General features: G+C 37.9%; 16 protein-coding genes. 10 read left to right on the top strand and 6 right to left on the bottom strand.

The window, feature by feature from the left end; translation table 11 throughout:
• Positions 1–27: 27 nt before the first annotated feature.
• The gene (locus tag AC1M9H_RS09600) at positions 28–1377 is read right to left on the bottom strand and encodes an amino acid permease (RefSeq protein WP_035268041.1); all 1350 of its coding nucleotides are present in this window, start codon (positions 1375–1377) and stop codon (positions 28–30) included.
• A 322-nt stretch (positions 1378–1699) separates the two neighbouring features.
• Here AC1M9H_RS09600 and prpF point away from each other — a divergent pair, with 322 nt between their 5' ends.
• The 3 genes from prpF (at position 1700) to AC1M9H_RS09585 (ending at position 5132) form a co-directional block, all read left to right on the top strand.
• Positions 1700–2887 carry a 2-methylaconitate cis-trans isomerase PrpF gene (gene prpF / locus AC1M9H_RS09595; protein WP_092767005.1) on the top strand — a complete coding sequence of 396 codons (1188 nt, stop codon included), beginning with the start codon at positions 1700–1702 and terminating at the stop codon, positions 2885–2887.
• A 234-nt stretch (positions 2888–3121) separates the two neighbouring features.
• A complete protein-coding gene (locus AC1M9H_RS09590) occupies positions 3122–4084 on the top strand; it encodes a GGDEF domain-containing protein (protein ID WP_481613275.1) in 963 nt (320 codons plus the stop codon).
• A 136-nt stretch (positions 4085–4220) separates the two neighbouring features.
• Complete coding sequence (locus tag AC1M9H_RS09585; protein ID WP_092767007.1) at positions 4221–5132, top strand: polyprenyl synthetase family protein; 912 nt, start codon at positions 4221–4223, stop codon at positions 5130–5132.
• Between the two features lie 36 nt (positions 5133–5168).
• Here the strand turns inward: AC1M9H_RS09585 and putP are convergent, their stop codons facing one another.
• The 5 genes from putP to AC1M9H_RS09560 form a co-directional block, all read right to left on the bottom strand.
• Complete coding sequence (putP, locus tag AC1M9H_RS09580; RefSeq protein WP_035268032.1) at positions 5169–6659, bottom strand: sodium/proline symporter PutP; 1491 nt, start codon at positions 6657–6659, stop codon at positions 5169–5171.
• A gap of 168 nt (positions 6660–6827) precedes the next feature.
• Positions 6828–7682, bottom strand: coding sequence for an SPFH domain-containing protein (locus tag AC1M9H_RS09575; protein WP_481613274.1), 855 nt, complete (start codon positions 7680–7682; stop codon positions 6828–6830).
• Between the two features lie 24 nt (positions 7683–7706).
• Positions 7707–8180: an NfeD family protein gene (locus AC1M9H_RS09570; RefSeq protein WP_092767009.1), complete on the bottom strand. Its 474-nt coding sequence runs from the start codon at positions 8178–8180 to the stop codon at positions 7707–7709.
• Between the two features lie 86 nt (positions 8181–8266).
• Positions 8267–9196 (bottom strand): patatin-like phospholipase family protein, encoded by a 930-nt coding sequence (locus tag AC1M9H_RS09565; protein ID WP_481595096.1) that lies wholly within the window; start codon positions 9194–9196, stop codon positions 8267–8269.
• A gap of 74 nt (positions 9197–9270) precedes the next feature.
• Complete coding sequence (locus tag AC1M9H_RS09560) at positions 9271–9888, bottom strand: lysophospholipid acyltransferase family protein (protein WP_481613273.1); 618 nt, start codon at positions 9886–9888, stop codon at positions 9271–9273.
• A 136-nt stretch (positions 9889–10024) separates the two neighbouring features.
• Between AC1M9H_RS09560 and AC1M9H_RS09555 the strand changes: the two genes are divergently transcribed.
• From AC1M9H_RS09555 to AC1M9H_RS09525, 7 genes are all read left to right on the top strand, one after another.
• The gene (locus AC1M9H_RS09555; RefSeq protein WP_481613272.1) at positions 10025–11311 is read left to right on the top strand and encodes an MFS transporter; all 1287 of its coding nucleotides are present in this window, start codon (positions 10025–10027) and stop codon (positions 11309–11311) included.
• Positions 11312–11421: 110 nt separating this feature from the next.
• Positions 11422–12150: an HAD family hydrolase gene (locus AC1M9H_RS09550; protein WP_481613307.1), complete on the top strand. Its 729-nt coding sequence runs from the start codon at positions 11422–11424 to the stop codon at positions 12148–12150.
• A 131-nt stretch (positions 12151–12281) separates the two neighbouring features.
• On the top strand, positions 12282–13190 hold the full coding sequence (locus AC1M9H_RS09545) for an AEC family transporter (RefSeq protein WP_481613271.1): 909 nt from the start codon (positions 12282–12284) through the stop codon (positions 13188–13190).
• A gap of 125 nt (positions 13191–13315) precedes the next feature.
• The gene (locus AC1M9H_RS09540; protein ID WP_481596293.1) at positions 13316–13828 is read left to right on the top strand and encodes a hypothetical protein; all 513 of its coding nucleotides are present in this window, start codon (positions 13316–13318) and stop codon (positions 13826–13828) included.
• Positions 13829–14458: 630 nt separating this feature from the next.
• Positions 14459–14797, top strand: coding sequence for a hypothetical protein (locus AC1M9H_RS09535; RefSeq protein ID WP_481591651.1), 339 nt, complete (start codon positions 14459–14461; stop codon positions 14795–14797).
• A gap of 94 nt (positions 14798–14891) precedes the next feature.
• Positions 14892–16679: a cholesterol oxidase substrate-binding domain-containing protein gene (locus tag AC1M9H_RS09530; protein WP_481613270.1), complete on the top strand. Its 1788-nt coding sequence runs from the start codon at positions 14892–14894 to the stop codon at positions 16677–16679.
• Between the two features lie 235 nt (positions 16680–16914).
• Complete coding sequence (locus AC1M9H_RS09525; RefSeq protein WP_481613269.1) at positions 16915–18183, top strand: HlyD family secretion protein; 1269 nt, start codon at positions 16915–16917, stop codon at positions 18181–18183.
• The last annotated feature ends 3 nt before the right edge of the window (positions 18184–18186 follow it).

Below are 18186 nucleotides of genomic sequence, written 5' to 3'. Positions count from 1 at the left end.
TAGCAATAACTTTTTTAATGCGTCTTACTATTTTCGGTAAAGTAATTTAAATAATACCAACATCAGGATAATCCAGATCGGAATCATGATCACAGCACCGCTTAAGCCCTGAGTCCACATGATGTAAAGCACGACAAGAATAAACCCAAGAACCAAATAGTTACTGGCTGGTGACCATAGAGCAGGAAATTTTGAAGTGGTATTTGACAGTTTCATCGCTTGTTTAAATTTCAAGTGAGTCAACGCAATCATCGCCCAGTTAAGTACTAGAGCACCAACAACAATATAAATTAAATTACTTAAAGCATCTTCAGGTGCAAAATAGTTTAATAAAACACATCCGAAAATTAACACCGCTGACAACAATACCGCTGGAACAGGTACACCTTGTTTATTGGTTTTTTCAAAAATTTTAGGGGCATTACCTTGTTTTGCTAAACCAAAAAGCATACGGCTATTCGCGTACATTCCACTGTTATATACCGATAGCGCAGCAGTCAAAATAATAAAGTTGAGCAGGTGAGCAGCCCAATCAATACCCAGTTGACTGAAGATCATTACGAATGGGCTTTTATCTAGACCACCAAGTTGCAGTTGATTCCATGGAACTAAAGAAAGAAGAATTGTAAGCGACCCAACATAGAAAATCAGAATACGGAAAACAACTTGATTAATTGCTTTAGGAATCGTTTTCTCTGGATTTTCAGCCTCAGCTGCCGCCATACCAATCAGTTCAATACCACCAAAGGCGAACATCAGGAATGCCAACATGAAGAATAAACCTTCGAATCCATGAGGGAAGAAACCACCGTGAGTCCAAAGATTACTGAATGATGCAGTAGAGTCAGATCCTGCTGTAAACAACAAGAATAAACCGAAGATAATCATCGACACGACAGCTGCTACTTTAATAATAGACAGCCAAAACTCTGATTCTCCATAAAATTTAACATTACAGAGGTTAACTAAGGTAATGATAATAAAGAAGAAAAGAACTGATGACCAAGCAGGAATGTGAGGCCACCAATAGTTAATATATTTTGCAACAGCTGTTAATTCGGTCATCGCGACCAAAATATAAAGAATCCAATAGTTCCAACCTGCTAGGAATCCAGGAAACTTACCCCAATATTTATTTGCAAAATGACTAAATGATCCTGCAACAGGTTCATGAACAATCATTTCGCCTAATTGGCGCATAATTAAAAAAGCGATTAAACCACCAATTGCATAACCCAAAATAATAGATGGGCCGGCAGATTGGATCACGTGTGCGGAACCTAAAAATAAGCCTGTACCAATTGCACCACCCATAGCGATTAATTGGATATGACGATTCTTTAAGCCACGCTGAAGTTGTGAAGACTTGTTATTCAAAGTATTCAGCCCGACGATTGAAATAAGTTACAAGATTGTAATAGATCAAATTGCATTAGCCTAGTACGTCAGCGTTCATGAATGTTTTTTATGATTTAAATAAAATAAAATTATTATAGAAAAATGATTTAATTATTTTTTAATCAATCATTTAATTTTATTAGAATTTATTTTTGTGAGAGTGAATTAAATTTACTCTATCGTAATTGATGGAAATTCATACCATAGTGTTAAGTGCTCATGTCCACATAAAAAATCATTTATACTGTGTTGAACTAAAAATCACGATTGATAACAAATATTAAAAGAGAAGGAATGAGCTATGAGTTCAACACCACAAATTAAAATTCCAGCCACTTATATGCGTGGAGGAACGAGTAAAGGTGTTTTCTTTAACTTAAATGATTTACCCAAAGAAGCTCAAGTTCCAGGTAAAGCAAGAGATCAAATTTTATTACGTGTGATAGGAAGCCCTGATCCTTATGGCAAACAAATTGATGGAATGGGTGGTGCTTCATCTAGTACCAGTAAGACAGTTATTCTCTCTAAAAGCGCTCAATCTGATCATGATGTAGATTATCTTTTTGGACAGGTTGCAATTGATCGACCATTCGTCGATTGGAGTGGTAATTGTGGCAATCTTACGGCTGCTGTAGGCTCATTTGCGATTTCAAATGGTCTCGTGAGTGCAGAAAAGATCCCAGAGAATGGAATTTGTACGGTAAAGATTTGGCAGGTCAATATTCAGAAAACGATTATTGCGCATGTCCCAATCACAAATGGTCAGGTTCAGGAAACAGGTGATTTCGAGCTTGATGGGGTAACATTTCCAGCTGCAGAGGTGCAAATAGAATTTTTAGATCCCGCAGATGATGGAGAGGATGGGGCTGCCATGTTTCCCACAGGAAATGTGGTTGATGAGCTGGAAGTCCCAGATATTGGTCGCTTTCAGGTGACGCTGATTAATGCGGGTATTCCAACTATTTTTATGTGTGCTTCAGACTTAGGGTATGAAGGAACTGAACTTCAGGATCATATCAATAATGATGTCGAGGCCTTGGTCAAGTTTGAAAAAATTCGTGCTTATGGTGCTGTAAAGATGGGTATTATTCAGCATATTGATGAAGCGGTTCAACGTCAGCATACACCTAAAATTGCATTTGTATCTGCGCCTAAAAATTACATCTCATCTAGCGGAAAAGCAGTACACGCTGATGAGATCGACTTGACGGTTCGTGCTTTATCTATGGGTAAACTACACCATGCCATGATGGGAACCGCAGCTGTAGCGATTGGAACCGCCGCTGCAATTCCTGGAACATTAGTCAATTTAGCCTCAGGTGGTGGTGAAAAAAAATCAGTCAGATTTGGGCATCCTTCTGGAACACTCAGAGTAGGCGCTGAAGCGGAGAAAATTAATGACCAATGGACGGTAAAAAAGGCCATTATGAGTCGCAGTGCTCGAGTACTCATGGAAGGATGGGTGCGAATTCCTGGCGATACGTTTTAAGATGAAAAAACCACTTTCGAGTGGTTTTTTTACGCGCTTAAAATATGTGATAAGTATACTAAATTAGTCTGAAAGCATTACTAACAGTACGATTCACTCATAAATAATTGAGACTATGACAATTTTGACATGTTATATTAAGGAAATAAGTCAACGTGATTATATTCACCGAATTCATAAAATTAAGTTGCTGAATAGCCTTCGCTCCACGAATAATTAAAATGAGAAAGACCAATGAAGAAGGATAATAATTTTGAGCAGGATACGCCCAAGATTGATCAAGAGTTTCTAAACCAAATTCATGCTACAAATAAATTAGATTTGGTATCTGTGATTGCCAAAATCCCTGTGCCTGTGGCGCTAGTTCAGCATGATGGTGTATTTATTAGTGCAAATCAATTATTTGCTGATATCTATGAGAGTGATGCACTCTATTTACTCGGAAAGAAATTAGGTTTCGTATCAACGACGGTTTACCAATTATTTCAAGATGCGCTGCAATTGTTTCGAAATGATTCACGTTTATACAAAATTGAAAATGAGTTCTATTCAAAAGGGCATTTTTTTCAAATTTATTTTAGTGCTTTAAGAGATAAATCATCCTCTTTGGATTGCGTGTTGATCGTATGTGCAGATATAACAAAATTGAAAAGACGTGAACGTGTCTTGATCCAAAATAATAAAAGGTTGTTTGAAGAGCTATATTTGGATCCTGTGACTGGGATGAACAATAAGCTGGCATTTGAACAGTTTTTAAAAGATCGCTTCCTTATTCAAGATCGGAAAAATTATTCTTTTATCAAGTTTGAAGTCGAAAATTTTAAAAAGTTTAATCAGCTCAATAGTTATACCATTGGCGATGAAATTTTGAGTCGTATTGGATCTCTGATTAAAGAGGAGTTGAATCAAGATTTAGCAGAAGTCTATCGTTTGAATTCTGCAAGTTTTATCTTGGTGATTCAAGAATCGACTCCTTGGAAAATTCTCACCATTGCTGAACGCCTAAAACAAACATTGGTCCGTGAAAAAATTTATTTCGATCCTCAAGAGGATGAGGTACTCACGTGTGCGATTGGGATTTTTCATCCTAATTGCCAGAAAATGTACTCAGAAAAGCAAATATTAGAAACCTTAGATCGTGCGGTTGACATTGCACATGTATTGGGTCGAAACTCGATTCATGTGTTAGATGAATAGTCACTCTTCATTTAAACCTATCACTAAATAAAACAAATCAGCATTGTGTTTTGTAGCAATCACAATTGGTTGTAGAATAAGGACAATTTTATATATACCGACATGAAACGGTATAACTTGAGGTTCAAAGACGGCAGTGACAGTACATATCTCTGTGAATAGTGAAGTATTACAACGTGCTCAACAGCAAATCCAACAGGATCTGAAAATTGCACTAGATGCATTTTTCATTCCAGAGCCTTTGAAAAGTGCTGTAAATCATGCAGTCATGTTAGGTGGAAAACGGGTTCGTCCAGCTTTAGCGTATGCAACAGCAGAATTAAGTGAAGATCATAAAAATTTTGCTGCTGTGCGACGTGCAGCAGTTGCAGTCGAGTTAATTCATTGCTATTCACTTGCTCATGACGACTTACCATGTATGGATAATGATTTGTTGCGTCGTGGTCAACCAACTTGCCATGTTGCATATGGTGAAGATACAGCACTACTTGCGGGAGATATCTTGCAGTCGATGGCATTTGAGGTTTTAGGAAGTCGACTTTTTGATACACAAGTGACTGTAGATCCTTCTATTGTGTTGAAGCAAATGCAGATATTGGCGACATCATCTTCTAAGATGGTTTGTGGTCAAGTCCTAGATTTGCAAGCAGAAGGCAAGAAAATTGATCAGGAAGCATTGGAAAATATTCATCGTAATAAAACTGGTGCACTGATTCAGGCGGCAATCATGATGTCAGCAGTGACAGTGATGGACGGTGTAGATGCAGGAATACCGAAATTGCGTGAATTTGGTCAGGCATTAGGTTTAGCATTTCAAGTACAAGATGATATTTTAGATATAGTTTCGGATACTGAAACGCTTGGAAAGACCGCTGGAAAAGATGAACTTGTAGAAAAATCAACATACCCAGCTTTATTGGGCTTAGATGCTGCAAAAGAATATGCAAATAAGCTTCATCAGCAAGCCATTAGTGCTTTAGATTATTTTGGTGATTCGGCATCTGAACTTAAGCAGATTTCAGCTTTTTTACTTGCTCGAAAAAGTTAAAAAAAAAAGAGGACTGAAAGTCCTCTTTTTCATTTGTTATTTTGTCGCTTTATATAATCGGTCTGCTTCGTCAAATCGGTCAGTAACATCTGAGGTCGGTTGCTTACCTAATAAACTCACAACAATGATTGCGATGAGGGAGCAAATAAAGCCAGGAATGATTTCATAGATTCCAGTATCAGCCCAAATATTTTTCCATACAATAACGGTCACTGCACCAATGATCATCCCCGCCAAAGCGCCATTTAATGTCATGCGTTTCCAGAATAAAGACAGAATAATGAGCGGGCCAAATGCTGCCCCAAAGCCTGCCCAAGCGTAGGCAACTAGACCAAGTACTTTAGATTCAGGGTTTGACGCTAAAACAATCGCAAGTAAAGCAATCAGTAGCACCATCAAGCGACCCACCCAAACCAGTTCTTTTTGAGAAGCAGTTTTACGGATGAAAGATTTATAAAAATCTTCGGTTAAAGTGCTTGAACAAACAAGAAGTTGACAACTCAATGTACTCATTACCGCAGCCAAAATGGCAGCTAATACAATGCCGGCGATCCATGGGTTAAATAGAACTTTCGTTAACTCCATAAATACAGTTTCAGGGTTAGCATTCACAATATTAGCGAACTGTGGATTTTGCTGAAAATAAGCAATACCGACATATCCAGCAGCCACTGCACCACCAAGGCACAGAATCATCCAAGTCATACCAATACGACGAGCATTAGGAATCGATTTAACTGAATCAGCAGCCATAAAACGTACAAGAATATGAGGTTGTCCGAAATAGCCTAAACCCCAGGCCAGTAATGAAATAATTGCGACGGTACTTAAATTACCTATTAAACTGCTTGCTTCTGGTCGTGCTGCTTCAAGTGCTAAATTCACTTGAGATAAATCGGAAAAAGTCAGTAAAGCCACGATGGGGGTAAGCAATAAGGCAAAAATCATTAATCCCGCTTGGATGGTGTCTGTCCAAGAAACAGCCAAGAAACCACCAATAAAAACGTAACTGATCGTTGCAATTGCACTAATCCAAAGGGCAGTGCTGTAAGAAAGATCAAACATACTTTCAAATAATCGAGCGCCTGCAACCATGCCTGAAGCACAATAAATGGCAAAGAAGATTAAAATGACAAATGCAGAAACGATTCGTAGAATTTTTTTCTGATCATTAAAACGATTGGAAAAGTAATCTGGGAGTGTAAGGGCATTGTGTTGAACTTCAGTATGAACTCTGAGACGTCCTGCCACTAACAGCCAGTTGAGCCATGCACCAATAATTAAACCAATTGCAATCCACATTTCTGATAGACCAGAAAGATAAATAGCACCTGGCAAACCCATAAGTAACCAGCCACTCATGTCAGAAGCACCAGCTGAAAGGGCTGTTACAAAACTTCCCAAGCGTCGTCCACCCAAAATATAATCTGAAAAGTTCGTGGTCGCTCGATACGCGATTAAACCAATCACGACCATGGCGACAATATAGAACAAGAAAGTGATTAAGGTGGGATCAAAGGTGCTCATACAATTTCCATGATGCAGTTAGACGATAGATTGTTTTCAGGCAATCTTTCAGGATGCGAAATTTAACCATAAATTTAAAATAAATGCTGAAGAATTGAATCTTGAGTCATATCAATAACAAAGGCAGCCGAAGCTGCCTTTTTAAATTTTGAAGAGTGTTTGAGCGATTTAAGGATTATTACGACCCATTACCCCACGAATCGTATTCATGATGTCAGCAGGCAATACCACAGTTTTAGCATTATTAGATTTAGCCATATCCTGCATTGCTTTTACATATTGTTCACCAAGTAGATAAGCGACAGGGATCTCTTTGTCGCCTACAGCATTGGTAACCATATTAATGGCTTTTTCTGAAGCTTCAGCGAGTACAACTTGAGCCTCAGCATCACGACGTGATGCTTCAAGACGACCTTCAGCTTCAAGAATCGCAGCTTGTTTTTCACCATCAGCACGTGTCACTGTCGCACGACGCTGACGTTCAGCTGCGGCTTGGGCTTCCATTGCGGATTGCATTGTACCTGATGGTTGAATATCTTGGATTTCAACCGTTTTAAGCGTAATTCCCCAATCTGAAATATCATCAGAAATTGCTGCTTTTAGCTTCGCTTTAATGTGATCACGTGAAGATAAAGCATCATCCAAGTCCATTTCACCTACGATTGAACGTAAAGAAGTTTGGACAAGGTTTTGGATTGCCCAAGTATAGTTTTCGATACCGTAGACTGCTTTTTCTGGTGTAGTAATGTTGATATAGGCAACAGCGTTCATTAAAAGAACTGCGTTATCTCTTGTAATCACTTCCTGAGATGGAATATCGAGAACGATATCTTTTGTCGTGACTTTATATGCGACTTCATCAACATAAGGAATCACAAAGTTTAGACCTGGACTTAAGGTTGTATGGTATTTACCCAGACGTTGTACGATCCATTTATAGCCTTGAGGAACAATACGAACCCCTTTAAAAATAGTGATCCCGACGAATGCCAAAAATGCGAAGGCAATAATTGAACCAGACATTTCTACTCCTTTAAGAATTATTGTTTATAACGGTGAGTTGAGGTTATTGTGCGCTTGAACGACCAGCTCATTACCTAAAATATCTGTAACTCTGACACGATCACCGACCTGAACAGGGTTCAGTGTTCTGCAATTCCATTCGTCAGAGCCGAGAACTGGAAGCTGAAACCGAACTTTGACTAATTCAGGTTCATGACCAATTTGAATCACCATCCCAACTTGTCCGATTGTCGCTTCACGTGAGAGCCCCGCTTTAGTCTTATCAACGGAAAGTGGTTTAATAAATTTAAACCAAATCACCGTACATGAAATCGATAGGACAACCCATAAAATAATTTGAGCTGGAAGCCCCATAGAAGGAAATAGCCACACCAGTATGCTAATAATGACTGCAGCTATACCAAACCACAGTGCAGCAAAGGCCGGTAAAATGAGCTCAGACAGGATGAGCAAAATACCTAATACAAACCAATGCCAAGGTTCAATCAATAAGTCCATACATCTACTCTAATCGTTATCTTGTTATAGACGAAAACATCTATATCAAGATAACAGACTAGGGCAGAGAAGCCTATAAAAAATGCTTAAAAGCGAGCTGTTGGTGCAGGTTTGAAAGCAGCAGGAGATTTTTTGAAATTGGCAATTGCGGTATCTATTGATTTAATTTTCAGTTGCGCTGCTTTCTCACCTTCAAGTATTGCCTCATTGCTGGCTTTCAAATCCAAAGTTCCTAAATGGCCAACTTTTGGCTGAATCACGACTGTAGCTGCATTGAGTTCAGTATTGATACTTTGTTGACCCATAATATTAATCGTTTGATCCAACAGTCCCCACATGCTCATCGGCTTATTGCCTGCAGGGCGTGCAGAAATATCAACTGCTATCACAATATCTGCACCCATATTTTTGGCAGTTTGAACTGGAATTGGACTCACGAGTCCACCATCAACATATTTGGTTTTGCCAATCGTTGTTGGAACAAAGACGTTAGGGATACTACATGACGCTCTTACGGCTTGACCTGTATTACCTTTGACGAAATCAGCGCGTTTACCATTATCTAAACGTGTGGCAACTGCAGCAAATCGAATCGGGAATAGTTCAATCGGTTTGTTCCCAACCTGTCGATTGACATAATCTTGGAGCTTTTGACCGAGGACCACACCCTGTCGATTTAAAGTTAAATCACGAATATCGGACTCTTTCAGTTGAAGTGCAATTTGCTGTAGTTGATAGGGAGATTTGCCTGAAGCATAAATACTACCGACAAAACTTCCAGCACTTGTACCCGTAACAATTTTGGGTTTTATACCATGAGATTCTAAAACCTTTAATACACCAATATGCGCAAAACCTTTTGCACCACCACCGCCTAGAGCAATGGCGATCACTGGCTCGCGTGCTTGAATTTGAGTGGATTGTGTAGGATTTTTTACAGTAGAGTTACAGCCTGATAGCGCCAATAAACTCAGGCCAATGAAGCTGATTTTGGGAAGATTGAGGAGCAATGACATAGACATTAATCTGCTAAAAAGTGTCAAAATTTTAGGCATATCTCAACAGATTGCTGTCTATTTTTCTAGCATTTTTACAAAAGTTCTTTAAAGGGTAATGCTAAACGACTTATATTTTTAGGAGAAATTTTTCCACGATAATATTCTAATATTTTGTGCAGATCAGATTCATAGTCTCCCGTCATTTCAAGGCTTCCTAAACATCGTATGACTTTATGATCATAGTCTAATGCAAACATTACCACTGGTATATTTGCACCTAAGGCAATGTGATAAAAACCGCTGCGAATCTTTTTAGCACTTTTTCGTGTACCTTCAGGTGCCATTGCCACCCAAATTTTATCTCGTTCATGAATAGCTTGAACAATTTGTTGAGTCAAGCCTTGGGGGGTATCGCGTTTTACCGGAATCACCCCGATCCATTTGAGTAAATGTTTGAGTGGAGATTTGAAAAGACTATCTTTTCCAAAGATTGTGACTTCAATGCCAATGCCAAGCATCGCGAGAAAGGCATACATTCCATCATAATTTGATGTATGCGGGGACACAATTGCGACAGCTTTGGGGAAATTTGGAAATTCTCCTTCAAAAGACCAGCCTTGTCTAAGATAAAGCTGTTTGAACGCTGCTCGACTCAACTTTGAACCGCGTTGAGGAACTTGTGATGGCAATTTTGGAAATCTATTGTTCATTGTGTGTTGTATAATGCTTTTTAAATTTATTATAAAGATCTTGTGTATGAGATACATTGGCAGAATAAGAACCAAGTGACAAGGACATCTCAATACGAATTGATTAAAAAGACATCAGTCGCAGGATACCTCTTTCATGTCACCAAATACCAAGATGTATGTGCTTTTATTTTCACTCTATTGGGCGCAAGGATTGCCAGTAGGATTTATGACACATGCTTTGCCCGTGATTCTGCGTGCTGAAGGTGTTTCCTTAACGCATATTGGTGGATTTGGATTGCTGATGGCTCCGTGGGCACTCAAAGTTTTATGGGCTCCATTGGTTGATCGCCATCATTTGTTCAATCAAGGGCATTACCGCAGTTGGATTATACCCACTCAGTTACTCACAATGATTACGCTGATAATCTTATCGTTTATCCCCATTCAATCACTGAACCAACCTCAATATCTCTTTGGATTTTTCGTGGCATTGTTGATGATGAATAGTATCGGAGCGACTCAAGATATAGCAACCGATGGCTTAGCTGTGAATATTCTAAAAGGTGAACAACAGCATCTAGGCAATATGTTCCAAGTGATTGGTTCAAGATTGGGCTTTATTGTGGGAGGCGGTGCGATATTGTGGGTATTAGATGCATTGACTTGGCAAACCACTTTTTTATGCTTGGCTGTTTTGGTGGCATTTAATACGCTACCCGTATTATTGTATCGTGAGCCTCAACATGCTTCACAAAGTATCAATAATCATCAAGATGATGATTCATCATCTAAAACTCAAAATTTCGTGAAAGCTTTAAGTCATTACTTAAAATATTTTTTTCAAAATCGAGAACTCAGACTTTGGTTTTTTGTATTGTGTAGCATTAAAGTGACGGATGGATTGTCTGGACCTATTCTTAAACCATTGTTGGTCGATTTAGGACTATCTAAGACGCAAATTGGTGTCAATGTGACCATGCTTGGAGCATTTGCTGCTTTGATCGGAGCAGGTATTGCAGGTTGGCTACTTAGGTTTTATTCGCGTCAAAGTGCTTTAATTACTTTTTCACTGCTTAAATTATTGAGTCTCATTGGATTTGCATGGTTATCGCATTATGAGGCGCGACCTTCTGAATTGAACGTCGTGTGGATCTATATCATCAATGCTTTAGAAGATATGTTCGCTGCGATGTTATTGGTGATTATTCTAACCTTGGTGATGCAATACAGTCGGAAAGAATTTGCAGGAACAGATTTTACTTTCCAAGTCGCATTGATGGCTTCCATTGCGGGAGCACTGTATACCTTGAGTGGCATATTAGGCGATTGGCTCGGTTATACCTCATATCTCATTTTGATCTGTATATTAGGATTATTTTTGTTCATACCGATTTTAGTATGGAGTCGGTATACAGCTCAAAACAAACATCAATGGAATTAGTCTGTAATCTATCTTTTATTCATTTTCATGCTTAGGATGAAATAAAAATGAATAATCGAGATTACGGAGAGTTGATAGCATGGGCAAATGAATACACTCCTCTAAGCACTATGAAAATTCAAGCTGTTATTTTTGATTTGGACAATACACTGACACATCGAGATTTAAGTGTTCAAACTTTTAGTCGGGCATTATTTAATACTTATAAACAGCAAATTGATCAATCTGCCTCGTCTGCGCAAGCTGAGATTCTCGAAACGATTCGATATATTGATCATGGTGGCTATCCCATCCGAGAACGAATGACTGCACCTACCATTGGTGGTTCAGTCGCTCATGCATTACTCAAGCAGTTGAAATGGAAAAAAGCACCAGAATTAGATGAATTAAGTGACTATTGGTTTAATCAATTTGGACTAAACGCAGTCATGATGCCAAATGCTATTCAGACGCTTGATCAGCTTAGAAGCGAAGGATTTAAGTTGGCAATCATTTCGAATGGAGGACATTTCACTCGACACAAAATTATCGAAGGTCTAGGAATCGCGCATTGTTTTGATGTGATCATAAGTTCTGAGAAGGCAGGTGTGTCAAAGCCTCAAGCAGAAATATTTCATATGACTTGTCAACAATTAGGAATTGCACCTGACCATTGTCTTTATGTTGGTGATCATCCAGTGAATGATTATTGGGGTGCTACTCAGGCTGGATTAGATGGACTATATTTGGCGGGGTTTCACCAATCCTTAGCTGAACATCAACCGCCGTTAAATAAAACAATCCAGACTTTGCCTGAAATTTTAGCGTATATAAAACAAGTCAATGCTCGATGTAAATGATGAATTTTTGAGACGATCAGCTTGATGCAGTGTAATATAAAATGATCAGTTCAAAATGCATGCAATAAACCACTGTAGTTGATTGAGCGTATTAGGGCTGAGCGATCTGCACTCGATTAGGCTCATCATTTATGTACAGCATTGTTTTATCCTTAGTGCCCCTGATAGGGCTCATATTAATTGGATATTTTCTTAAACAGAAATCGTATTTAACAGACGAGTTTTGGGCGGGTGCAGAGAAACTTAACTATTTTGTTTTTTTTCCTGCCATGCTTTTTGGTAATTTGGCTCAAGCTGATATTCATATGGAGATGGTGAGTAAAATTTTAGTCATTTTACTCGTGGTCTTTCCAATTGCTTGTGCGGTTTTATATATTCTAAAAAGAATTTTTCAGACCCCAACACGAAGATTTGGAGTCTATGTTCAAAGTAATGTACGTTTTAATACCTATATTGGTTTAGCAGTTGTTGCTTCGCTTTTTCCAGCAGAAGGCATGACGATTTTTGCATTGCTGTTGGCAATCAGTATTCCTGTTGTGAATATCATCTCGGTATTGGCACTGACCGATCATGAAAATATGAATTTTCGAGCAGTGATTATATCGCTACTTAAAAACCCTTTAATTTTAGGTTGTCTGGTTGGGGTGCTCTACAATGTATCCGGGCTGCCATTATGGAAGGGTGCAGAGTCATTAATTTACCAACTTGCGATATGTAGCTTACCTATGGGACTAATGTGTGTCGGTGCTGCATTGCAATTTGTGGCTCTTAAAAAAGAATCATTTCCGCTAATGATCAACACGCTATCGCGTTTATGTTTAATGCCGATATTGGCTTGGTTGGTCTGTAAAATGCTGGGCTTCAATACTTTAGAGACGCAAATCTTCATTTTATATTTTGCATTACCAACGGCTTCAGCTGCTTATATTCTGACAAAAGTATTAGGTGGTGACAGTCAATTAATGGCTGGCGTAATTAGTCTGCAAATTATCGGTGCTGCAATCACACTACCCATCGTTTTGACTTTAATATTGCACTAAAACTCAGAAGTATAATTCCAAATATTTAGAATCATTTGAAAGTTTATCGATTCAATTTGAATTAGATTATGTATTTGTGTTGAATTATGAGAAAATGCAAGATTAAGTTGAATTGAAGTACTCCCATGACACACCACAATGCTGAATCTTTAAGTGATATCGAAATTTTAGATATTTTGCAGTCAATGAAATCTGACGAACTTAATGTTGAGGCGAATAAACTGATTCGAAGTGGTGGTAAAGAGGGGCGTCAGGAAGCACATAAAAAAGCCTTGGTTGCATTACATCAATCTTTCGAAGAAAAGTTTGTTGAAGCAGTGACACTTGCGCTAGGCTTAAATGAAGCACAAGCAAAAAAAATTAAATATAAAAAAGACAGAATTCGTATTCTTAAAGCGCGTGGTATTGATTATCTTGAGATTGATGGTGCTGAAACGGCACAAGTTTTATCGCAGGTTGCACAGGCGATTACACGTGAAGAAGCAATCGTAACGCATGATCTACACAATATTTTTCCTTTTTGGAAAGAAGGCTGGCCAATGGTTCAGTTAGATAATGCGTATGCTATTTTAGCTGAAGACATCAACATTCATTATCAAGCAACTTTAGATAAACTTTTAGAAATCTATGGTCGTTAATACCTTATTATTCAAATTAAACAAAAAATTGAAAACTTAGTTCAGTGAATCAACTGACTGAAAACCGATTTAAGCAACGACTTAAATCGGTTTTTTCTTTTACCATCAACCATGGTGTTGTTCTACTTGGACATTGCATTGGGATACTTTTTTAATCTGCCCGCTGTATTAGGATTCTTTATCGGAATTTCTGCAGATACTGTGACTCCCTGTGACAGTTATACAACCATACTTATTGCTTTGTATTCAGTTTTGCTTTGTCTTGGTGCTGACTTTTCAAGTGCTATTGCACATGATGATGTATTTTGGACTAGTAAATATTAAGACCTTCTAAAATAGACCTTAAAATTTTGTTTTTTAGTTTTTTATTGCCATGTTTGTAATGCTCCTACATATTCAATCAATGGTGATGAACGGGCCAATGATGTATCTATCATTTGAAATTGAACAGTTATTTTCGATAAAAATAGTCAACCAGATTATCATAAATAATGTTAAATAAATCACAAAATAATTAAATAACGTTAGTTATTTGTCATTAATACTACATATTTCATCCTGTATATTAAAAAATGCTTAACAAAAGTTAGGTGTATTTAACATAAATTCTTTATAACGAGGTTTTCAATCATGAGCTTAGTTGAATTAAAGCAAGAAGAAATCAATGAAGTATCTGGTGCTGGAACGTTGATTGGTGACTCAATCATCCACGGTGTGAATTTATTCAATCAAACACTTAATTCAAAACTGATTTCATCAGTTGGTGTTGTATTTAGTGCAGTAGGTTTAGGGCTAGTACACCAAGCTGCTGATACTACTGGTTTAGTGGCATCAAAAACATTAATTGGTCTAGGTCGTGCACTTGGTGGCGATGTAGATGAAACTCCAAACCATTACGAAAAAGAAAAGGCAGAAGGTCAATATAAACTTCTTCCGACTTTGAATGGCGTTCGTGCTTGGCTTTCATAAGTTTTAAATAAAGTGTTAAAGGCAGACTGGTCATGAGTACTGGTCTGCTTTCAGTAACATAAATAATAAAGCTAAACTTTTGGTGGCTATAACAATGCAGAATTCTTCAGAACAAATAGATCACGATAAAAGAAACTTTCTAAAAACAATGGGTAGCTTAGCTGCTGTTGGTGCTGTTTCAGCATGGTTCCCAACACAAAAGGCAGAGGCTTGGTTTTTTCCTTTACAAGAAAGATTAGTAAATTTCCCAACTGAAATCTCAATTTTTAAACAGGAATATGAAAATTGGTCTGGGGAATCTCGTTATGAAAATGCATGGACAGCATCACCCAGAAATCAAGAACAAGTTTTAAAAGCGATTAATTGGGCTTATCAAAATGGTTATAAAGTCAGAGCCAAAGGGATGTCACATAATTGGTCACCTTTATTGTTGGATGATCAAGACACGATTACTAAAATTTTATTGATTGATATGCCAACGTATATCAACAAAGTAAGTATTGATGCAAACGGTATTGTGACTGCCGAAGCCGGCATTCAAATGGAAGCATTGTTAACCGCAATGGAATACCGTAATCGTGGATTTGTGGCAGTACCAGCACCTGGAGATTTAACTTTGGGTGGTGTGTTGGCCATTGATGGTCATGGCACAGGTGTACCTGCCGTAGGGGAAAAAAAACAAGAAGGTCAAACTTATGGTTCGATCAGTAATTTAGTGGTATCGATCACTGCTGCTGTTTTCGACCAACGAGAAGGTCGATACGTTGCAAAAACCTTCCTGCGAAATGATCCTGAAATTCGTGCATTTTTAGTTCATATAGGTCGTGCATTTATTTTATCTGCACAATTACAAACGTCAAAAAATCAATATATTCGTTGTGAAAGCTATACCGACATTCATATCAATGAGCTATTTGCTCAAGATAAGCATGCTGGACGTACCTTCTCTCATTTCCTGGATAAATCTGGTCGTGCAGAAGCAATTTGGTTTCCATTCACCGATTATCCTTGGTTAAAAGTTTGGACTGTTACTCCGTATCGTCCTTTGACTGCTCGACAGACAGTCAAACCATTCAATTATTGGTTCTCAGATAATTTAATCAAACCTATTACAGATTTAATTCATAAAATCATCGTCAATAAAAGTACTTATCTCACGCCAACCTTTGGTTTTACCCAGTATGAAATCTCTAAACTAGGTTTAAATGGTACGCCATTATCTGGAATCACGACGATTTTGACTGGTGGTTTGGCTTCCACTCAAACTTATGATTTATGGGGAACGTCAAAAAACGTTTTACTGTATGTCAAACCAACAACTTTGCGTGTTACGGCAAATGGCTATGCTGTCATTACCAGTCGTGCAAACGTTCAACGGGTTATTGCTGATTTTTGTGATTATTACAGCATGAAAATGAAGCAATATCAAAAAATGGGTCGTTTCCCAATGAATGGACCTGTTGAAATTCGAGTTACGGGCTTGGATCATCCAGAAGATTCAATTGTTCACAGCGCTCAAACAGCAGCATTATCAGCCATTAAACCTTGTCCTGATCATCCTGAATGGGACTGTGCCGTTTGGTTTGATATTTTAACCTTGCCAGGTACGCCATTCTCAGCGCAATTTTACACAGAAGTTGAGGAGTGGATGTCACAACGTTATAAAGGTGATTCTTTGATGCGACCAGAATGGTCTAAAGGGTGGGGCTATACCAATCAAAAAGCTTGGGATAGTTCAACTTATATCGATTACGAAATTCCACGCGTCCATGCTCAGGGTCAATCTAATCATTTAACCATTCAGTCGAGTAGTCATATTTTAAAGCAATATGATCCTCATGCTTTGTTCACAGCACCTTTAGTCAATCGAGTTTTGAAATAAAGCGAGATGAACGCTTCGTTTTTAATCTATTGAAATCAGTATCCAACTGAGTTTATTCAAAGCAGATTTAGGTGAGCGAAGTGTGGGATAGAACAGGAGACAACACAGATTATGACTATTTTATTGAAAACTTTTGGTTTGTGTTTGTCTCTTTTATGCACGCTGTTGAAATGTAGTCAACTGGATGAAAATTCAATATAAAAACCCGTACTTGAAAAATTAATTACAAATATATATGACAAATAAGCTGTTTAGAGACAAAGCGATTGATGCACAAAAGTCAAAGTGGATTGGTGAAGTCATTTTGATTCGACCATTTTCATTTACGGTACTTACGATTGTTGTCGCCACTTTCACTGTTTTATTAGTGAGTTTTATTTTTTTTGGAAGCTACACGAAGAGGACGAGTGTTAAAGGATTATTGATTCCTAATACGGGTTTAATCCGAGTTTATAGTGCTGAAGGCGGCATAGTCAGTGAAAAATTCGTCAAAGAAGGTCAGTTAGTGGAGAAAGGGACACCATTAATTGCATTAAAAATGACGCGTTATAATAGTACAGGTAACTATAATGAGTCTGTACAACAACAAATTGAGTTAAAAAAACAAAGTTTAGATACTGAAAAAAATAAACTAAAAGACTTACATTTAAATAGTGTTCAACAATTAAATGCAGAAATTCAATCTATACGTTTAGATTTAATAAAATTAGATGGCTTAATTGCCGAGCAAAGCCAACGTCTAGCACTTGCACAAGAAAATACACATCGTTATCGAGATTTAAAAGATAAAGAATATATTTCGATTGAAGAATATCAACAGAAGCAAGATAACTATATCAGCCTAAAAGTTGCTTTACAGAGCTATGAGCGAGAAAAAAATACTAAACAAGCTGAATTAGAAAATAAATTATTGGCTCAGCAAGGACTAGCATCGAAGTTGGAAAGTGAGCTGACTTTGGTCGATCGTCAATTAGCTTCGAATCAGCAAGAGTTTTTAGAAAATAAAGCGCGGGATAGTTTGCTATTACAAGCCAATGCGACAGGAAAAATAGCATCGATTAATGCAGAGGTTGGTCAGTTTATTTCTCCTAATATTCCTGTCATGAATATTGTTCCGACGCCTTCTTATTTAGAAGCACATCTTTTTGTACCCAGTTCAGCAATTGGATTTATACGGACTGGTCAAACCGTAAAACTTCGTTTTCAAGCCTATCCTTACCAAAAATTTGGTCAAGGTGAAGGTGTGATTCATTCAATCTCAGCGACGACGATGAACCCACAAGAACTGACCAATTTAGGCGAGTTAAGTCAGGGTGTAACACTTAACCAAAGTGAACCTGTGTATTTAGTCAAAGTCAAATTAGAACAACAGTTTGTAAAAGCCTATGGTGAAAGTAAGCCTCTTAAAGTGGGCATGGCCTTTGATGCAGATATCATGCAAGAAAAAAGAAAACTATATGAATGGGTACTCGAACCGTTATATAGCATCACTGGCAAGATATAAGAA

The organism is Acinetobacter sp. ANC_7512, assembly GCF_056779935.1.
The sequence above is the reverse complement of the archived record's forward strand: the minus strand, read 5'-3'. Positions and strand labels throughout refer to the sequence as shown.

Coding starts and splice junctions, on each gene's coding strand:
- AC1M9H_RS09535 (WP_481591651.1), top strand. CDS start 14,459: ATGAGCTTAGTTGAATTAAAGCAAGAAGAAATCAATGAAGTATCTGGT.
- AC1M9H_RS09550 (WP_481613307.1), top strand. CDS start 11,422: ATGAAAATTCAAGCTGTTATTTTTGATTTGGACAATACACTGACACAT.
- AC1M9H_RS09530 (WP_481613270.1), top strand. CDS start 14,892: ATGCAGAATTCTTCAGAACAAATAGATCACGATAAAAGAAACTTTCTA.
- putP (WP_035268032.1), bottom strand. CDS start 6,659: ATGAGCACCTTTGATCCCACCTTAATCACTTTCTTGTTCTATATTGTC.
- AC1M9H_RS09575 (WP_481613274.1), bottom strand. CDS start 7,682: ATGTCTGGTTCAATTATTGCCTTCGCATTTTTGGCATTCGTCGGGATC.
- AC1M9H_RS09590 (WP_481613275.1), top strand. CDS start 3,122: ATGAAGAAGGATAATAATTTTGAGCAGGATACGCCCAAGATTGATCAA.
- AC1M9H_RS09525 (WP_481613269.1), top strand. CDS start 16,915: ATGACAAATAAGCTGTTTAGAGACAAAGCGATTGATGCACAAAAGTCA.
- AC1M9H_RS09570 (WP_092767009.1), bottom strand. CDS start 8,180: ATGGACTTATTGATTGAACCTTGGCATTGGTTTGTATTAGGTATTTTG.
- AC1M9H_RS09560 (WP_481613273.1), bottom strand. CDS start 9,888: ATGAACAATAGATTTCCAAAATTGCCATCACAAGTTCCTCAACGCGGT.
- prpF (WP_092767005.1), top strand. CDS start 1,700: ATGAGTTCAACACCACAAATTAAAATTCCAGCCACTTATATGCGTGGA.
- AC1M9H_RS09565 (WP_481595096.1), bottom strand. CDS start 9,196: ATGTCATTGCTCCTCAATCTTCCCAAAATCAGCTTCATTGGCCTGAGT.
- AC1M9H_RS09540 (WP_481596293.1), top strand. CDS start 13,316: ATGACACACCACAATGCTGAATCTTTAAGTGATATCGAAATTTTAGAT.
- AC1M9H_RS09545 (WP_481613271.1), top strand. CDS start 12,282: ATGTACAGCATTGTTTTATCCTTAGTGCCCCTGATAGGGCTCATATTA.
- AC1M9H_RS09555 (WP_481613272.1), top strand. CDS start 10,025: ATGTCACCAAATACCAAGATGTATGTGCTTTTATTTTCACTCTATTGG.